Genomic DNA, 15055 nt, shown 5'->3' on the forward strand with positions numbered 1-15055 from the left:
TTTAATGTTTTGGCCCAAAATACTTTTCATGACTGAATACTAGACAAAATTGATACCAAACTAGACTTTTTTAGCAATGGCAGCCATCTGTATTGCCGTAATAGCAGCTTCTTCACCTTTATTACCATGTTTGCCACCGGCACGGTCCAAGGCTTGTTGAAGGTTGTCCGTAGTAAGTACACCGAAAATTACGGGCTTGTTATACTTTAGTCCTACATTTGAAACGCCATTGGCAACCGCATGACAAATAAAATCAAAATGTCGGGTTTCTCCCTGAATGACACAGCCCAGACAGATGACAGCATCAAAACTTTGATTTCTCAATGCCAGATCTGCTCCAGAAGTCAACTCGAAGCTTCCCGGAACTTCAATGACTTCAATATTACTTTCTTTTGCGCCGTGTTTTTCTAAACCTGAGATTGCGCCGTTCAATAATGCACCAGTGATTTCTGCATTCCACTGTGCAACCACAATTGCAAATTTGAATAAACTTGCATCCGCAACTTGGATATGCGAAAAGTCTGATAGATTTTTAATGCTACTTGCCATAATAGATACAAAGATAATGAATTTAGATGGTCACAAAAAAAGAGGCTACGAAATAGCCTCTTTTTTTGTGTATTTATGATCCCTTATAAATGTGCTTGCACTCTACCCAATAGACCATCGATAGTAGATGCTTCCTGGCTTTCAGGGAAATCAGTTTTGATTTTTTTGTATGCTGTTTCAGCACTTTTATAGTCGTTCTGTGCTTCGTAAACAAGTCCTAATTTTTTTAGAAATAACGGTGTTGTGTACGAATTGCTTGATTTTTCAGAAGCTTGTTTATAATAATCAGCGGCTTTTTTATAGTCTTTAAGCTCTGAATAGGCATCTCCTGTTAAACCGATGACCAACGGATCCAAAATTTGACTTCCCGTTGGTGAATATTTTTCCAATGCTTTTACTGCATCATCAAATTTACCCTGACGTAAATAAAGACCTCCTAAGTATGCATTTGCAATATTTGCTGATTTTGTGTTTGAATATTCATCGGCAATTTGTTTAAAACCAAGGAATGCTCCGTCACCTGCAATTGCTTTATTCTGCAAAGAGTCAATTGTAACAAGCTGCTCGGCTTTATACATGCGATTCGACGCTTCTTCCGCTCTTGGCTGCAAGTAAAGTTTCTCGTACCCAAAGTACAGCAAAATCAATACAATGATACCACCGAAAATAAACGCGACGCTTTTTTGGTTATCTTGAAAAAAAGATCCTTTTGAAGGTTTTAAACCTTGATTTGTATTATTTGTATTTTTAGACATTACTAATCAGTAAAATATGGATTGCAAAAATACACTTTTCGAGCAAATTTGCAAGTATTTTGGAAATTTTAAAGTGAATTAACTTTTGTTTTCGGACTCATTTGATAATTCGATTTCTTTGTCCAGCTGTTCATAGATTGAATTTTTACTTTTAAATTCTGGAACGATAAGCTTCATCTGGTAGACAACCTCATTTTTATTTTGAGAGGCTAACCTTTCTTTTAATTCAGCCAATTTTAGACTGACAATATTATAATTATTTTCACGGACTTTGGCGATCATTATTTTCTCGTGATGTGTCGGAAGGGTATTCTCGAGGTCATTTAGTAACTCTTCGTATAGTTTTTCTCCTGGTCTTAAGCCGGTGAATTTGATTTCTATATCTTCATTCGGTTTAAATCCGGAGAGACGGATCATCTTCTTGGCCAGCTCTACTATTTTTACGGATTTACCCATGTCAAAGACAAAGATCTCTCCGCCTTGTCCCATTGCACCGGCTTCAAGAACAAGTCGACATGCCTCGGGAATAGTCATAAAATAGCGCGTAATTTCAGGGTGGGTTACTGTAACAGGGCCTCCTTTCTGGATCTGATCTCTAAACCTCGGAATGACGGAACCATTAGAACCAAGCACGTTTCCGAATCGTGTCGTAATAAATTTAGTGTTCACTTTTCCATCTTGAAGGCTTTCCAGATGATTGTTTAACGATTGAACATATATTTCGGCAATTCGCTTTGTCGCACCCATAATATTTGTTGGATTGACCGCTTTGTCCGTTGAGACGAAGACAAATTTTTCGACCTGGAATTCCACGGCTAGGTCAGCTAGATTTTTAGTTCCCAGGACATTGGTCTGTACCGCTTCCAAGGGATGATTTTCCATCATGGGGACATGTTTGTATGCGGCCGCATGATAGACATAATGTGGTTTAAATGTTTCAAAGAGCAAGCGCATTCTTTTTGTACTTCTGATATCAGCGATATAGGTATGATACACCTGATCCGGAAATTCGTCCTGCAGATCCAATTGTAAATTATGTAATGGTGATTCTGCCTGGTCACATAGAATAATCATTTGGGGCTCATATTTCCCCAATTGAGAAGCAATTTCACTTCCGATTGACCCTGCCGCACCAGTGACAAGTATTCTTTTACCTTTTGTCTGGCTTAGAATATGATCGTCATTGATTTTGATTGGATCTCTTTCCAATAGATCTTCAATTTTTATTTTCTGGATCTGATTGGGATTAAGATCTCCATTCATGATTTTTTTAACGGGCGGTAGTGTTAAGATGCTTACATTCCGTTCCAGGGCAATATCTGTAATTTCATTCTTGCGTTCCGAAGGAATATTGTGTGATGCAATAATGACCTCCTCCACATTGAGGGTATTGATAAGATGATTAAACTTCTTGGAAGAGAAAATTTTGGTTCCATCAATCACTTTATTGATTTTTTGGTCGTTATCATCCAAGAAACCAATAATGGCATTTTTCGATCGAACGTCATGGTCCAAAGTTCTTTTTACCGCAATACCTAGATCGCCGGCACCGTAGATTAAAGTTTTCTTTCTACTGCCGTTGACCTTTTTAGTATATAAAAAGAAAATTTTGATAATGGTTCGATAGACCGTTAATATTAAAAATGAAAAAAGCGCAAAGAAGATAATTAATGCCGTCGGAATATTTCGCTCGATTTCGTTTGCCTGGATAATTAATTTGAGTACCAGAAGTATGAATACGCTAAATACTATGGTAGATAATATTCGTATGGAGTCAATGGCACTTGTGTAACGAATTATCCCCGTATACATTTTGAATAAGTAGAATGACAGGGAGCAAACGCTTATAAACAAAATATATCGTATGCTGAAATCTATATCAAGGAGAAAGTCGAAGTTAAAATCGTAATAAATAACATTTGCAAGGAGATAGGCTATAGAAACACTGAAAATGTCTAATAAAAAAATGATCCATCTGGGTACGATACTGATTTTACTTAGCATGGTATTAAGTCTGATTAATTTAGACAAATGTAGATAATTTTGTATCATTCCAATGGTCTTTATAAGTATTAATCTTTTATAATGTATAATGGTTCATGAGGGCGTATTGGTACACTAAACATCGCGATGTTACTTGTAAAATGGCGGAGTCGTTGCAGCAATTTTATCTTCGTTTGATTAGATTGATTATTTATCGTAATTTTAAACTAAAGTCAATTTAACAAAATGAATGAGTTAGGGAAGCTTGCGAGTCAGGCCATGATGTCTCCGAAAGAGATGCTTTTTGAGAAGAAGAAGAATGCAAAAAGTCTTTTTATTGGGATTCCAAAGGAGACCTCACTTCAGGAAAAGCGTATATGCCTGACGCCCTTGGCTGTGGCATTATTGGTCGAGAATGGTCATGAAGTATTAATTGAGACCGGAGCTGGCGCTGGAGCTAATTTTTTGGATCACCATTATAGTGAACAAGGAGCTCGGATAGTGTCTTCGAGAGAAGAAATCTATCAGGCCGATTTGATTATTAAAGTTGGCAGCCCTACCGTGTCAGAAGTTAAATTGATGAAGGAAAGGCAAGTGCTGTTATCTTCGCAGCAACCTTCGCTAATGAACGTGGACGTATTAAAGGCGCTTATGCATAAAAAGATTACCGCAATCTCTTATGAATACCTTAGGGATGAGGGTGGTTGTTTGGCTGTGGTGCGGGCAATGAGTGAAATTGTAGGTGCAACAGCGACTTTAATAGCCGGAGAATATCTAAGTAACGCATTTGGCGGAAAAGGGCTCATGCTAGGCGGTGTTACCGGAGTGGCATCTACGGAAGTTGTTATTATCGGTGCCGGGACGGTAGGGGAGCAAGCGGCACGGACTGCTTTGGCTCTAGGGGCTCAGGTAAAGGTCTTTGATAACTCGATTTACAAACTTCGGCGTTTGCAAAACAACCTTGGGAGCAGGGTGTTTACTTCCGTTATTCAGCCCATTATCCTGAATAAGGCCGTAATAAGTTCGGATGTTGTCATTGGTGCATTAAGAGCGGAGAATGGCCGCTCTGCTTGTGTGATTTCCGAAGAAACTGTCTCGAAGATGAAACCTAATTCGGTTGTCATTGATGTCAGCATTGACCAAGGGGGAAATTTTGAAACATCGGAAGTAACTTCACACGATAAACCGGTTTTTCGAAAATTTGATGTCATTCACTATTGTGTTCCCAATATCGCGTCCCGGGTGGCGCGCACGGCAACCTATGCGATGAGCAATATCTTTACATCCATTTTGTTGGACTTTGCCGAATTGGGTGGGTTGAGAAATGCGATTTGGAAAAGTCCGGGAATAAGAAGTTCAATCTATTTATACCAGGGTAACCTGACCAATGCCGATATGGCTTCCCGATTTAATATGACTGCAAAAGATTTGGATTTATTAGTCGTTTCGTCGCTATAGCGTAACGTGGGTAGCTTCGGCTCTACTGATTAGAAGAAGAGAAGCTGTTCAAGCGGAGCAAAGAGTCCAATATCCATTGCCGGTGTCGGATTGTATGGTGCAAAAAAAATACCAGTAGGAAAGACTGAAACCTAACATTATATAATACAGATGAGAAAAATTCTTATGATCTTATGTTCTTTGATTTCGCTTGCAAAGGCTCAGGAAGCGATTAATCTTTATCAAGATTCTATTCCAAATGCAGCTGATAAGGCTCAAGCTCTTTTGGAAAAAAATATCCCTAAATTATTTACCTATACGCCAGATAAAAATACAGCTAAAAATATTGCTGTGCTTGTGATCCCGGGAGGAGGGTACTCGCATATTGCTATGGATCATGAAGGACATGCGGTCGCTAAGGAGCTTGTAAGGAATGGCTATTCGGCATATGTATTGCAATATAGATTGCCTTCGCCAAATATTATGCGGGATAAGAGTATCGGGCCGCTTCAAGATGCGCAACGGGCGATGCAGTTGATTCGTAGTTCCAACCCGCAATTAAAAAAAGTTGGTGTAATTGGTTTTTCAGCGGGAGGACATCTTGCATCAACCCTCATGACCAAGTTTAAGAAAGCATATATTGCCAATCCGTCACATGTGTCACTGCGCCCTGATTTTGCGGGACTGATATATCCAGTGATTTCAATGGAAAACGATGTGACGCATAAAGGCTCAAGAATTAATCTCATTGGAGAAAATCCATCCGAAGAACTTGTCCGGTTATTTTCTTCGAATCTACAGGTTTCTCCCGAAGTATGTCCCGCTTTCTTTGTTCACGCCAAAGATGACACAGCTGTTCCTATCGAAAATAGTTATCGAATGATGGCTGGGCTGGATAGGGTAAATGTTCCAAATACGCTCTATGTCTTTGATGAAGGTGGCCATGGCTTCGGGTTAATCAATAAAACTTCGGAAAAAAAATGGTTTGATGCATTTCTTTCATGGCTGTCGACCTTAAATTAATCGAAAGCGATCCAATTGGAAATTGTTAGATCAACGGCTTGATTTTTCTTGGGGATTAACTGCGAAGTGGTGATGCAGTGCAGGTCAACGGTATTATTGGAAATCAAAATTTCATAATAAAAACCTCTGAATTTGCTGTCTTTGACAAAGAAAGACGATTCTTCTGTGGTAGAAATAGAAATCCATTCCTGATGAATTGCGATGGACTTTTCACTTTCAATACCCAAAGTTTGCGCCTGTTCAGGATTTAATATATTACTTTTTGCAAGCAGCAGTGCCGTATAGGGGTGTGATGGCTCACTATATAGTACATGTGGGTTATTTTGATCCAATATTTTACCTGATTTCATGACAATAAGATTGTCCGCAAGTGCGAGCACCTCGGTGGGATCATGCGAAACTAAAATTATCGTCAGTCCTGTATCTCTGACAATATCTTTTATGTCCTGTTGTAAGGTGTCCCGAAAAGATGCATCGACTTGATTAAACGGTTCATCCATCAACAGGACTTCAGGTTCATTGATCAATGCACGGCAGATGGCAACGCGCTGTTTTTCTCCGCCACTGATGTCAGCGACCCTTTTTTTTGCCAAATGATCTATGCGCAAGCGTTGTAAAATCTCGGCGGTTTTATCCTGTTTACGTTTGATATCTGTATTAGGTAGCTGTGAAGCGACATTATCCCATACATTTGCATAGGTGTTCAAATCGTCAAATCCTTGTGACACAAGTTTCATGGAATCATGTCCGGGTATTAGTTTGTCTTTGCGTGTAGGAACTTGCCAGCCTTTGTACCGCACGGTGCCGCTGGTTGGTTCCAACAAACCATAGATTAATCTTAAGAGCGTACTTTTTCCGCTTCCGGATTCACCGATAATAGCGGTTATCTTTCCTCCTTCAATATCAAAAGAAGCATTTTCGACGGCAAACTGCACATTGTTTTCATGGAAGGAAAAACTTAATTGTTCGGCGTGAACAGCTGCTAATCCGGGTACGTGAGTATCAGATGGAATATATTGACAAGACGATGAATGAGCCATAATGGAGGGTGATAAATGCTAGGTTAACGGATAGATATTTTACGTGTATCGGGATCTACGATGCTGATCTGTATTTCCTTTGCTTCTTCAGGCAATAGATTGGGGATTTTTTCTGGCCATTCAATGAAGCAATACGCTCCCGAATAGAAATATTCCTCATAGCCAAAATCAAATGCCTCCTGTTCATCTTTAATCCGGTAAAAATCAAAATGATAGATTAGACCATTGTCAGAGTCATACTCATTGACAATGGAGAAGGTCGGACTTGAGGTACTATCCTTTACGCCCAACTGTTCACACAAATATTTTATAAAGGTTGTTTTCCCCGCCCCCATTGGGCCATACAACAAAAAAATTCGATCCTTTGGAAACCTGTTCAAAAGAGTTTGGGCTGCAGCAGAAAGGTCTGCCGTTGTGTTTACGATAATTTCCATGTTGCAAAATTACTATTTCGGCAAGTATGTCGCAAAGGGGATGATCATTTCTTCCAATGATATTCCTCCATGTTGGAATGTGCCGTTAAAGTAATTGACAAATTGGTTATAATTGTTCGGATAAACAAAGTAGGAATCCTCTTTGGCAAATACATACGTTGAGCTAACATGGAGTTTGGGCAACTGCGCATCATGGGGATTCTTGATCGTAAATACATCTTTTTCAATGTAGTTTAGATTTTTACCTTGTTTATACCTCAGGTTGGTATTCGTGTTTCTATCTCCGACGATTTTACTTGGTTTTTTGACCCTGATCGTTCCATGGTCGGTGGTGATAATAATACGTACTTTTTTCTGTGAAAGCCATTTTAAAGCTTCTAAAAGAGGTGAATGTTCAAACCAGGATAGTGTTAGCGAACGGTACGCTGCTTCATCATTCGCCAGTTCACGGATCATCGAACTATCTGTTCGAGCATGGGATAACATGTCGACAAAGTTGTATACCAGGACATTGAGCTGATTGTGCATCATGTTGCCCAAGTTGTCCAAAACATCTTTGCCTTGTTCAAGCGTTAAAACTTTAGTGTAAGAATGCTTTATAGGTTTACGATATAGCCTTTTGATCTGATCATCCAGGAACCGGTCTTCATATAAATTTTTGCCCCCCTCATCCTCATCATTTTGCCATAACTTAGGAAAGCGTTTTTCCATTTCCAATGGTGTTAAGCCGCTGAAAATTGCGTTTCTTGCATATTGAGTAGCTGTTGGCAGGATGCTGAAATAATTGATCTCTTCTTCCAGTCTAAAATAATCTGTAATCACCTCGTTGATGATTTTCCATTGGTCAAAACGCAAATTGTCTATTAGGACGAAGAAAGTCGAGATATTATCCTCAAGGACTGGAAATACTTTCTTTTTAAACAATTGATGGGATAAAATAGGACCATCCTCTGGACGGTTGATCCAATTGATGTAGTTGTTTTCGACAAATTTTGAAAACTGCATATTTGCCTCGGACTTCTGCATCGTCAATATTTCATGCATATTGTTGTCTTCAAGCTTTTCGAGTGATAATTCCCAGTAAACAAGTTTTTTATATACTTCTGACCATTGCATGAAATCTAAGTTGTCATTTAATATCATGCCTAGATTGCGGAAATCCTGCTGGTAGGCCATGGAGGTTTTCTCGTTGACGATACGTTTATTTTCAGTAAGTTTTTTTATTGTCATCAAAATCTGCTTAGGATTTACAGGCTTGATGAGATAATCATCTATTTTAGAGCCAATGGCATCCTCCATAACATGCTCTTCTTCATTCTTGGTGACGAGCACGATCGGAACGGTTGGATTAATGGATTTGATGATCGCAAGTGTTTCGAGTCCGGTCAGCCCCGGCATGTTTTCATCCAGAAAGATCAAATGAAAAAAACCATTTTTAAAGGCTTCAACCGCATCGTTTCCATTGTTGACGGTATCAACTTTATACCCCTTGCTTTCTAAAAATAAAATATGAGGTTTTAGAAAGTCAATTTCGTCATCAGCCCAGAGAATATGTGTTTTTTGCATCTTGTTATATATGTCTACTATAAGAGAGGTTGGTAGTGTTACTCAAATTTGAAGTGTAACAAAAGAAAATACCTCGTTTATTGAATGGATTTCAATATCATGCTAACATAAGCAAATATCGTGCTTTAGATTTATTTTTAACATTTCTTAACGATGAACTAACTATCTTTGTTTTAAGTTTATATTAGTGATAACCATAAGTTTGTGTTTTAAAAACTAGGGTTTCAATTTAATATGTTGAAAAGTAGCATTAATTTATCGCCACATTGAACAAAAATAAAATCATCAATGATCCTGTGTATGGGTTTGTTGCCATTCCGACGGGATTGGTATTTGACCTTGTACAGCACCCCTATTTCCAGCGACTTCGTTATATTAAACAGGTGAGTATGACTCATTTGGTGTATCCTGGAGCATTGCATACACGGTTTCAGCATGCAATAGGTGCTATGCATCTCATGTCGATGGCATTGGAAACCCTTCGGAGTAAGGGGATCGAAATTTCTGTGCTTGAAGAAGAGGCGGTCTTAGCGGCTATTTTATTGCATGATATCGGTCATGGTCCCTTTTCTCACTCTTTAGAACATAGTTTGATTGTGGGGGTTTCGCACGAGTTGCTTTCCTCCTTGCTAATGGATCGTATAAATCAAGATCTAGGTGGGAGATTAAGCTTGGCCATTGCTATTTTTAATAATCAATACGAGCGAAAATTCCTTCATCAGCTTGTTTCAAGTCAATTGGATGTAGATCGGATGGACTATTTAAATCGAGACAGCTTCTTCACGGGAGTGTCCGAAGGGGTCATTTCATTCGACCGGATTATAAAGATGTTGAATGTTGTGAATGATGAGATTGTCGTTGAATATAAAGGGCTTTATTCCGTAGAAAAATTCCTTATTGCGCGGAGGCTAATGTATTGGCAGGTCTATTTACACAAGACCGTTATCGGAGCAGAGCAATTATTGATTAAAATTTTACAAAGAGCGAAAGACCTGACCGCATCTGGTAGGGAACTTTTTTCCACGCCGGCATTTCATTGGTTTTTGAGTCAGCAGGTTGATCGCACAAATTTTTTGGATGACCCGTTGCATTTAGACTGGTTTACCCGTTTAGATGATACGGATATTATGTCCGCAATAAAAACATGGGAACGGCATGAGGATGAGATTTTGAGTAAGATGTGCCAGCGAATTATGAAAAGGGACCTATATCGTTCAATAATGAGCAATAAGCCCTTTTCTACAGCATACCTTGAACTGGTAAAAAGCAAGGTGCAAGAGTTCTTGGGAGTAAGAAGGGAAGATATCCATTATTATGTATTTACGGAAGAAATCCACAATCGTGCATATAACCCCTCAAACGATCAAATCAAGATATTATTGAAATCGGGCGAACTCATTGATATTACCGAAGCATCGGATCTTGGAAATTTAGAAGCATTGTCTAAAAATGTATCCAAATATGCGTTATGTTATCCAAAAGAGGTGGGATATATTGCAATTCCTTCCGCCGGATAGTTATTTTTTAATAAAAAAACATAGATTTGTACCATGCAATTTACTGCTCAACAAATAGGGACATTATTAGAAGGAAGGATTGAGGGGAATCCAGATGTTACTGTAGGTAACCTTGCCAAAATTGAGGAAGGTAAAAAAGGCGATCTTTCTTTTTTGTCAAATCCAAAATATGAGCATTTTATTTATAACACGGATGCTTCCATTGTCATTGTGAATGAAGATTTGCAATTGATGCAAGATACCAAACCCACGCTCACGATTATTCGTGTGAAGAATGCGTATGCGGCTTTCTCTACCATTCTGAATATGTATAACGAATTTCGTCTTGATAAAAGCGGACGTGAAGAACCGTGTTTTATACATCCTGAGGCAACAATAGGCACAGGGGGGTATATTGGGGCATTTGCCTATATCGGTAAAGGAGCGAAGATCGGCGATCATGTGAAAATTTATCCACAGGTTTTTATAGGAGACAAAGTGTCTATTGACGATAATACAACGTTGTATCCGGGAGTGAAGATCTATCATGACTGTAAAATAGGTAAGAATGTCGTTGTTCATTCGGGAGTTGTGATTGGTTCGGATGGTTTTGGTTTTGCGCCGCAGGAAGATGGTACTTATAAGAAGGTTCCGCAAATAGGATACGTTCAGATAGAAGATAATGTCGAGATTGGCGCCAATACGGTGATCGATAGAGCGACAATGGGGGCTACGATTGTGCGTGACGGCGTCAAATTAGATAATTTGATTCAGATAGCACATAACGTTGACATTGGTAAGAATACAGTTATTGCTGCCCAGACAGGGATTTCCGGAAGCTCAAAAATTGGAGAGCGTGTGGTATTGGGTGGTCAGGTTGGTGTTGTGGGGCATATTGTTGTGGCTAAAGGCTCGCAAATACAAGCTCAATCCGGCGTTAACAGATCAATTAAAGATGAGGGGAAAAAATGGGGTGGGACGCCGGTAATGCCGTACCAGCCTCAGTTAAGATCCAATGTCATTTTTGCTCGTCTTCCAGAACTGGAGAAACGTATCCAGGAGCTAGAAAAATTAATAGAATTGAAGTTAAAATAATCTTTTTTCATTGAAATAAACTGTTATTTAATTGTAATGAAGCTATCATGAGCGGTCCTAGTGTGCTGCTAATTCGATAAAATATTATAATCTCATGATGGTTCCGTCAAAAGAAGTTTTGATTTAAAAATATGTTATTAGAAATGAATGTAAAACAGAGAACCATCAAAAACGAGGTTGAAATTTCCGGGGTAGGTCTTCATACAGGGAAAATTGTATCGATGACGATCAAACCTGCTCCGGAAAATCACTGGTTTAAGTTCAGACGTGTGGATTTAGAAGGTCAGCCGGAGATTTTGGTTGATGCAGATAACGTCACGGACACTTCCCGAGGAACTACTATTTCTCAAAATGGAGCAAGTGTTAGTACAATCGAACATTTAATGGCATCATTAATTGGTCTGCAGATTGATAACGTCCTGATTGATATTGATGGTCCTGAAATTCCAATATTGGATGGGAGTTCAGCAATTTTTGTAAAATTGTTGGAAGAAGCGGGGTTTGAAGAACAAGATGCTGATCGAGATTATTATGAGATATCCAATAATATCCATTATGCTGAACCAGATCGTAAAGTTGAGATCCTGGGAATGCCAATGGATGGTTATCGGTTGACTTGTATGATTGATTTTAACTCACCGGTTTTGGGAAGTCAACATGCTGCGATTACTTCTATTGAAGATTTTAAAGCTGAAATTGCTTCTTCTCGTACGTTTTGTTTTCTGCATGAATTGGAAATGTTAGTCGACCATGGATTGATTAAAGGCGGAGATCTAAGCAATGCGATCGTCATTGTTGATAAGGAAACTTCTCCGGAGGAGTTGCAAAAACTGGCCCATCTTTTCCATAAAGAAACTGTCGCTGTAGCAAAAGAGGGTATCCTGAATAATAATCAGTTGCGTCATCAGAATGAGCCCGCCCGACATAAACTGTTGGATATGGTTGGTGATTTGGCACTTGTAGGTAGACCTTTGAAAGGCCATATTATGGCTGCCCGCCCCGGACATGCTGCAAATGTTGCCTTTGCAAAGAAAATTAAAGAGCAGATTAAGAAAGATAAAACACGTAAAAAAATAAAAGTTTACGATCCAAATATGCCGGCATTGTACGATACCGTTGAAATCATGAAAATTCTTCCGCATCGTCAACCAATGCTTATGGTCGATAAAATTTTAGAATTAACGGAGACCCATGTGGTAGGGTTAAAGAATGTGACCATGAATGAAGACTTGTTTATGGGACATTTCCCAGGAGCTCCTTTATTTCCGGGTGTGCTGCAGGTCGAAGCGATGGCACAGACTGGTGGTATCTTGGTCTTAAAGACTGTTCCTGATCCTGAAAATTGGTTAACATTATTTCTCAAAATCGAGAATGCACGCTTTAAAGCACAAGTAACCCCAGGAGACTCTGTTATTTTTAGATGTGATCTGATGGAACCAATCCGGAGAGGCATCGCTAAAATGAAAGGTGTGGCCATGGTGGGAGAGAAAATTGTCTGTGAGGCTGAACTTATGGCACAGATCGTAAGAGTAAATAACAACTAAAGAAGTATAGATGATACAGCCATTAGCTTATATTCATCCAGAAGCAAAGATTGCTAAAAATGTGGTCATTGAACCATTTGTAACCATTTACAAAGACGTTGTCATTGGAGAGGGGACTTGGATCGGTTCAAACGTGACCATTATGGATGGAGCTCGAATTGGAAAAAACTGTAAGATATATCCCGGTGCCGTGATTTCTGGTGAACCTCAAGACTTAAAATTTGATGGTGAAATTACAACAGCAGAAATTGGTGATAATACAACGATTCGTGAATGTGTGACAATTAATCGAGGAACAAAGGACCGATACAAAACTGTCATTGGTAAAAATTGCCTGATTCAAGCTTACAGCCACGTTGCACATGATTGTGAAGTGGGCGATAATTGTGTGTTTTCGAATAACAGTACACTTGCGGGACATATTACCGTTGGGGATTATGTTGTTTTGGCGGGGATGGTGGCTGTACATCAGTTTGTGAAAATTGGTTCACATGCATTTGTCACAGGTGGATCTTTGGTGCGTAAAGATATTCCCCCGTTTGTAAAAGCGGCCCGTGAGCCGATTTCTTATGCCGGAATTAATTCTGTGGGATTGAGGAGAAGAGGGTTTTCGGAGGAGCAGATTGCTGAAATTCAAAATCTTTACCGTATTCTATTTGTTCAGAATAGAAATCTAGCTAAGGCAATAGAAATTATAGAAGCGGAATATCAGGCAACGGAAATCCGTGATGAAATTTTGGATTTTATCCGAAATTCTGGACGTGGTATCATGAAGGGTTTCAATAATAGAGCAATGTAATTGCATTACCGAATCGGTTTACTTTGGAAATAACATTAAAGGATATTGGTCGAAGATATAACAGTGAATGGATTTTCAGGCATATTAATTATCGTTTTGAGCCCGGAAAGAGCTATGCTGTTCTCGGACAAAATGGTTCTGGAAAATCCACCTTGTTAAAAGTGCTTTCCGGTAGTCTGTCGTCTTCCGAAGGCGAATTGATTTATACGGATGGGGAGCGCATCATTGGGATCGATCAGATTTACAAACAACTGTCTATTGCCGCGCCCTATATCGAATTGATCGAAGAGTTTACCTTGCGTGAACTGTTCGATTTTCATTTTCAGTTTAAACCTTATCTCCAAGGTTTTGATAAAGGAAGTGTTTTGAATCTGTTGGGGTTAGAAAATGCCTTAGATAAAGAAATAAAATACTTTTCATCGGGTATGCGACAACGGGTTAAATTAGTTTTGGCCTGCTGCTCAAATACAGATTTGGTATTATTGGATGAGCCAACAAGTAATCTGGATACAGCAGGAGAGGAATGGTACCTGGATTTAATAGGCCGTACCAAGCGCGATTTTAGGTTGTTCATTATCTGTTCAAATCAAAAAAAAGAATACGAATTTTGTGACGAAAGGATTTCTATCATCGACTTCAAAAAGTAGCGAATGAAATTTTAATAACACAATTAGTTTTTGTATTTTTGACGACTCAATAATGAGATAACCGTTTAAAGTTCAATTCAAAGAATGGCTAAGGCATCAGAGGTAAAATCAGGAAATATTTTAAGATTTAATGGAGAATTGGTCTCCGTAGAAGAATATATACACCGTACACCAGGTAATTTGCGCGCTTTCTATCAAGCAAGAATGCGTAACGTGAAGACGGGTAAATTAGTTGAATATCGTTTTAGAGTTGATGAGAGTGTTGAGATTGCACGTGTGGAAACAAATGATTATCAATACTTATACGAAGATGGGGAGTTCTTTGTTGTGATGGACAACAACTCATATGAACAATTCAATATTCCCAAATTCTTATTTGGTGATTCAGCGCGTTTCTTAAAAGAAGGAATGACTGTAATTATTGCTTTTGAAAGTGATGAGCCGATCATGGCAGAAGCACCCAAAAGTGTTGAATTGGAAATTACATATACAGAGCCCGCAGTGAAAGGAGACACTTCTACAAATGCGCTGAAGAAAGCTACTGTAGAAACAGGAGTAGAGATTATGGTGCCTCTATTTATCAATCAAGGAGAGAAAGTAAGAGTTGATACGCAAACAGGTAATTATATCGAACGCGTAAAATAATATAAGATTTTAGGTTTAGGTTGATTATTCGGTCTTGATAGC

General features: G+C 38.9%; 14 protein-coding genes. 8 read left to right on the forward strand and 6 right to left on the reverse strand.

Going from position 1 to position 15055, the window contains the following annotated elements:
• Positions 1-60: 60 nt before the first annotated feature.
• The 3 genes from ribH to ABTV71_RS02120 all read right to left on the reverse strand — a co-directional run bounded on the left by ribH (position 61) and on the right by ABTV71_RS02120 (position 3308).
• Positions 61-549 carry a 6,7-dimethyl-8-ribityllumazine synthase gene (gene ribH / locus ABTV71_RS02110; RefSeq protein WP_433902143.1) on the reverse strand — a complete coding sequence of 163 codons (489 nt, stop codon included), beginning with the start codon at positions 547-549 and terminating at the stop codon, positions 61-63.
• An 83-nt stretch (positions 550-632) separates the two neighbouring features.
• A complete protein-coding gene (locus ABTV71_RS02115; RefSeq protein WP_121124302.1) occupies positions 633-1304 on the reverse strand; it encodes a tetratricopeptide repeat protein in 672 nt (223 codons plus the stop codon).
• Between the two features lie 78 nt (positions 1305-1382).
• Positions 1383-3308, reverse strand: coding sequence for a polysaccharide biosynthesis protein (locus ABTV71_RS02120; protein ID WP_183078680.1), 1926 nt, complete (start codon positions 3306-3308; stop codon positions 1383-1385).
• 225 nt (positions 3309-3533) lie between these two features.
• On the opposite strand from ABTV71_RS02120, the gene ABTV71_RS02125 reads away from it, so the two are divergent.
• Together ABTV71_RS02125 and ABTV71_RS02130 are read left to right on the forward strand one after the other, a co-directional pair.
• Complete coding sequence (locus ABTV71_RS02125) at positions 3534-4745, forward strand: alanine dehydrogenase (RefSeq protein ID WP_121124305.1); 1212 nt, start codon at positions 3534-3536, stop codon at positions 4743-4745.
• Between the two features lie 150 nt (positions 4746-4895).
• A complete protein-coding gene (locus ABTV71_RS02130; protein ID WP_433902144.1) occupies positions 4896-5747 on the forward strand; it encodes an alpha/beta hydrolase in 852 nt (283 codons plus the stop codon).
• Here ABTV71_RS02130 and ABTV71_RS02135 read toward each other — a convergent pair.
• Genes ABTV71_RS02135 through ABTV71_RS02145 form a run of 3 tightly spaced genes read right to left on the reverse strand, consistent with a single transcriptional unit; the run spans position 5744 to position 8787 of the window.
• A complete protein-coding gene (locus ABTV71_RS02135) occupies positions 5744-6787 on the reverse strand; it encodes an ABC transporter ATP-binding protein (protein WP_121124309.1) in 1044 nt (347 codons plus the stop codon). The genes ABTV71_RS02130 and ABTV71_RS02135 overlap by 4 nt on opposite strands.
• 23 nt (positions 6788-6810) lie before the next feature.
• Positions 6811-7221, reverse strand: a complete 411-nt coding sequence (gene tsaE / locus ABTV71_RS02140) for a tRNA (adenosine(37)-N6)-threonylcarbamoyltransferase complex ATPase subunit type 1 TsaE (protein WP_433902145.1) — start codon at positions 7219-7221, stop codon at positions 6811-6813.
• A 12-nt stretch (positions 7222-7233) separates the two neighbouring features.
• Positions 7234-8787 (reverse strand): bifunctional response regulator/alkaline phosphatase family protein, encoded by a 1554-nt coding sequence (locus ABTV71_RS02145; protein WP_108636311.1) that lies wholly within the window; start codon positions 8785-8787, stop codon positions 7234-7236.
• Between the two features lie 266 nt (positions 8788-9053).
• Between ABTV71_RS02145 and ABTV71_RS02150 the strand changes: the two genes are divergently transcribed.
• From ABTV71_RS02150 to efp, 6 genes are all read left to right on the forward strand, one after another.
• Entirely contained in the window at positions 9054-10304 is a 1251-nt protein-coding gene (locus ABTV71_RS02150) for an HD domain-containing protein (protein ID WP_433902146.1), read from the forward strand.
• 33 nt (positions 10305-10337) lie between these two features.
• A complete protein-coding gene (lpxD, locus tag ABTV71_RS02155; RefSeq protein WP_121124315.1) occupies positions 10338-11378 on the forward strand; it encodes a UDP-3-O-(3-hydroxymyristoyl)glucosamine N-acyltransferase in 1041 nt (346 codons plus the stop codon).
• A gap of 143 nt (positions 11379-11521) precedes the next feature.
• Positions 11522-12922, forward strand: coding sequence for a bifunctional UDP-3-O-[3-hydroxymyristoyl] N-acetylglucosamine deacetylase/3-hydroxyacyl-ACP dehydratase (locus tag ABTV71_RS02160; RefSeq protein ID WP_183078681.1), 1401 nt, complete (start codon positions 11522-11524; stop codon positions 12920-12922).
• 10 nt (positions 12923-12932) lie between these two features.
• Positions 12933-13721, forward strand: coding sequence for an acyl-ACP--UDP-N-acetylglucosamine O-acyltransferase (gene lpxA, locus ABTV71_RS02165; RefSeq protein ID WP_075990789.1), 789 nt, complete (start codon positions 12933-12935; stop codon positions 13719-13721).
• Between the two features lie 23 nt (positions 13722-13744).
• Positions 13745-14368 carry an ABC transporter ATP-binding protein gene (locus ABTV71_RS02170; RefSeq protein ID WP_433902147.1) on the forward strand — a complete coding sequence of 208 codons (624 nt, stop codon included), beginning with the start codon at positions 13745-13747 and terminating at the stop codon, positions 14366-14368.
• Positions 14369-14452: 84 nt separating this feature from the next.
• Positions 14453-15013 carry an elongation factor P gene (gene efp / locus ABTV71_RS02175; RefSeq protein WP_121124321.1) on the forward strand — a complete coding sequence of 187 codons (561 nt, stop codon included), beginning with the start codon at positions 14453-14455 and terminating at the stop codon, positions 15011-15013.
• Positions 15014-15055 lie beyond the last annotated feature (42 nt).

Origin of the sequence: Sphingobacterium puteale (assembly GCF_050986225.1) — a bacterium.
In the GTDB taxonomy this organism is placed as follows: Bacteria; Bacteroidota; Bacteroidia; order Sphingobacteriales; family Sphingobacteriaceae; genus Sphingobacterium; species Sphingobacterium puteale.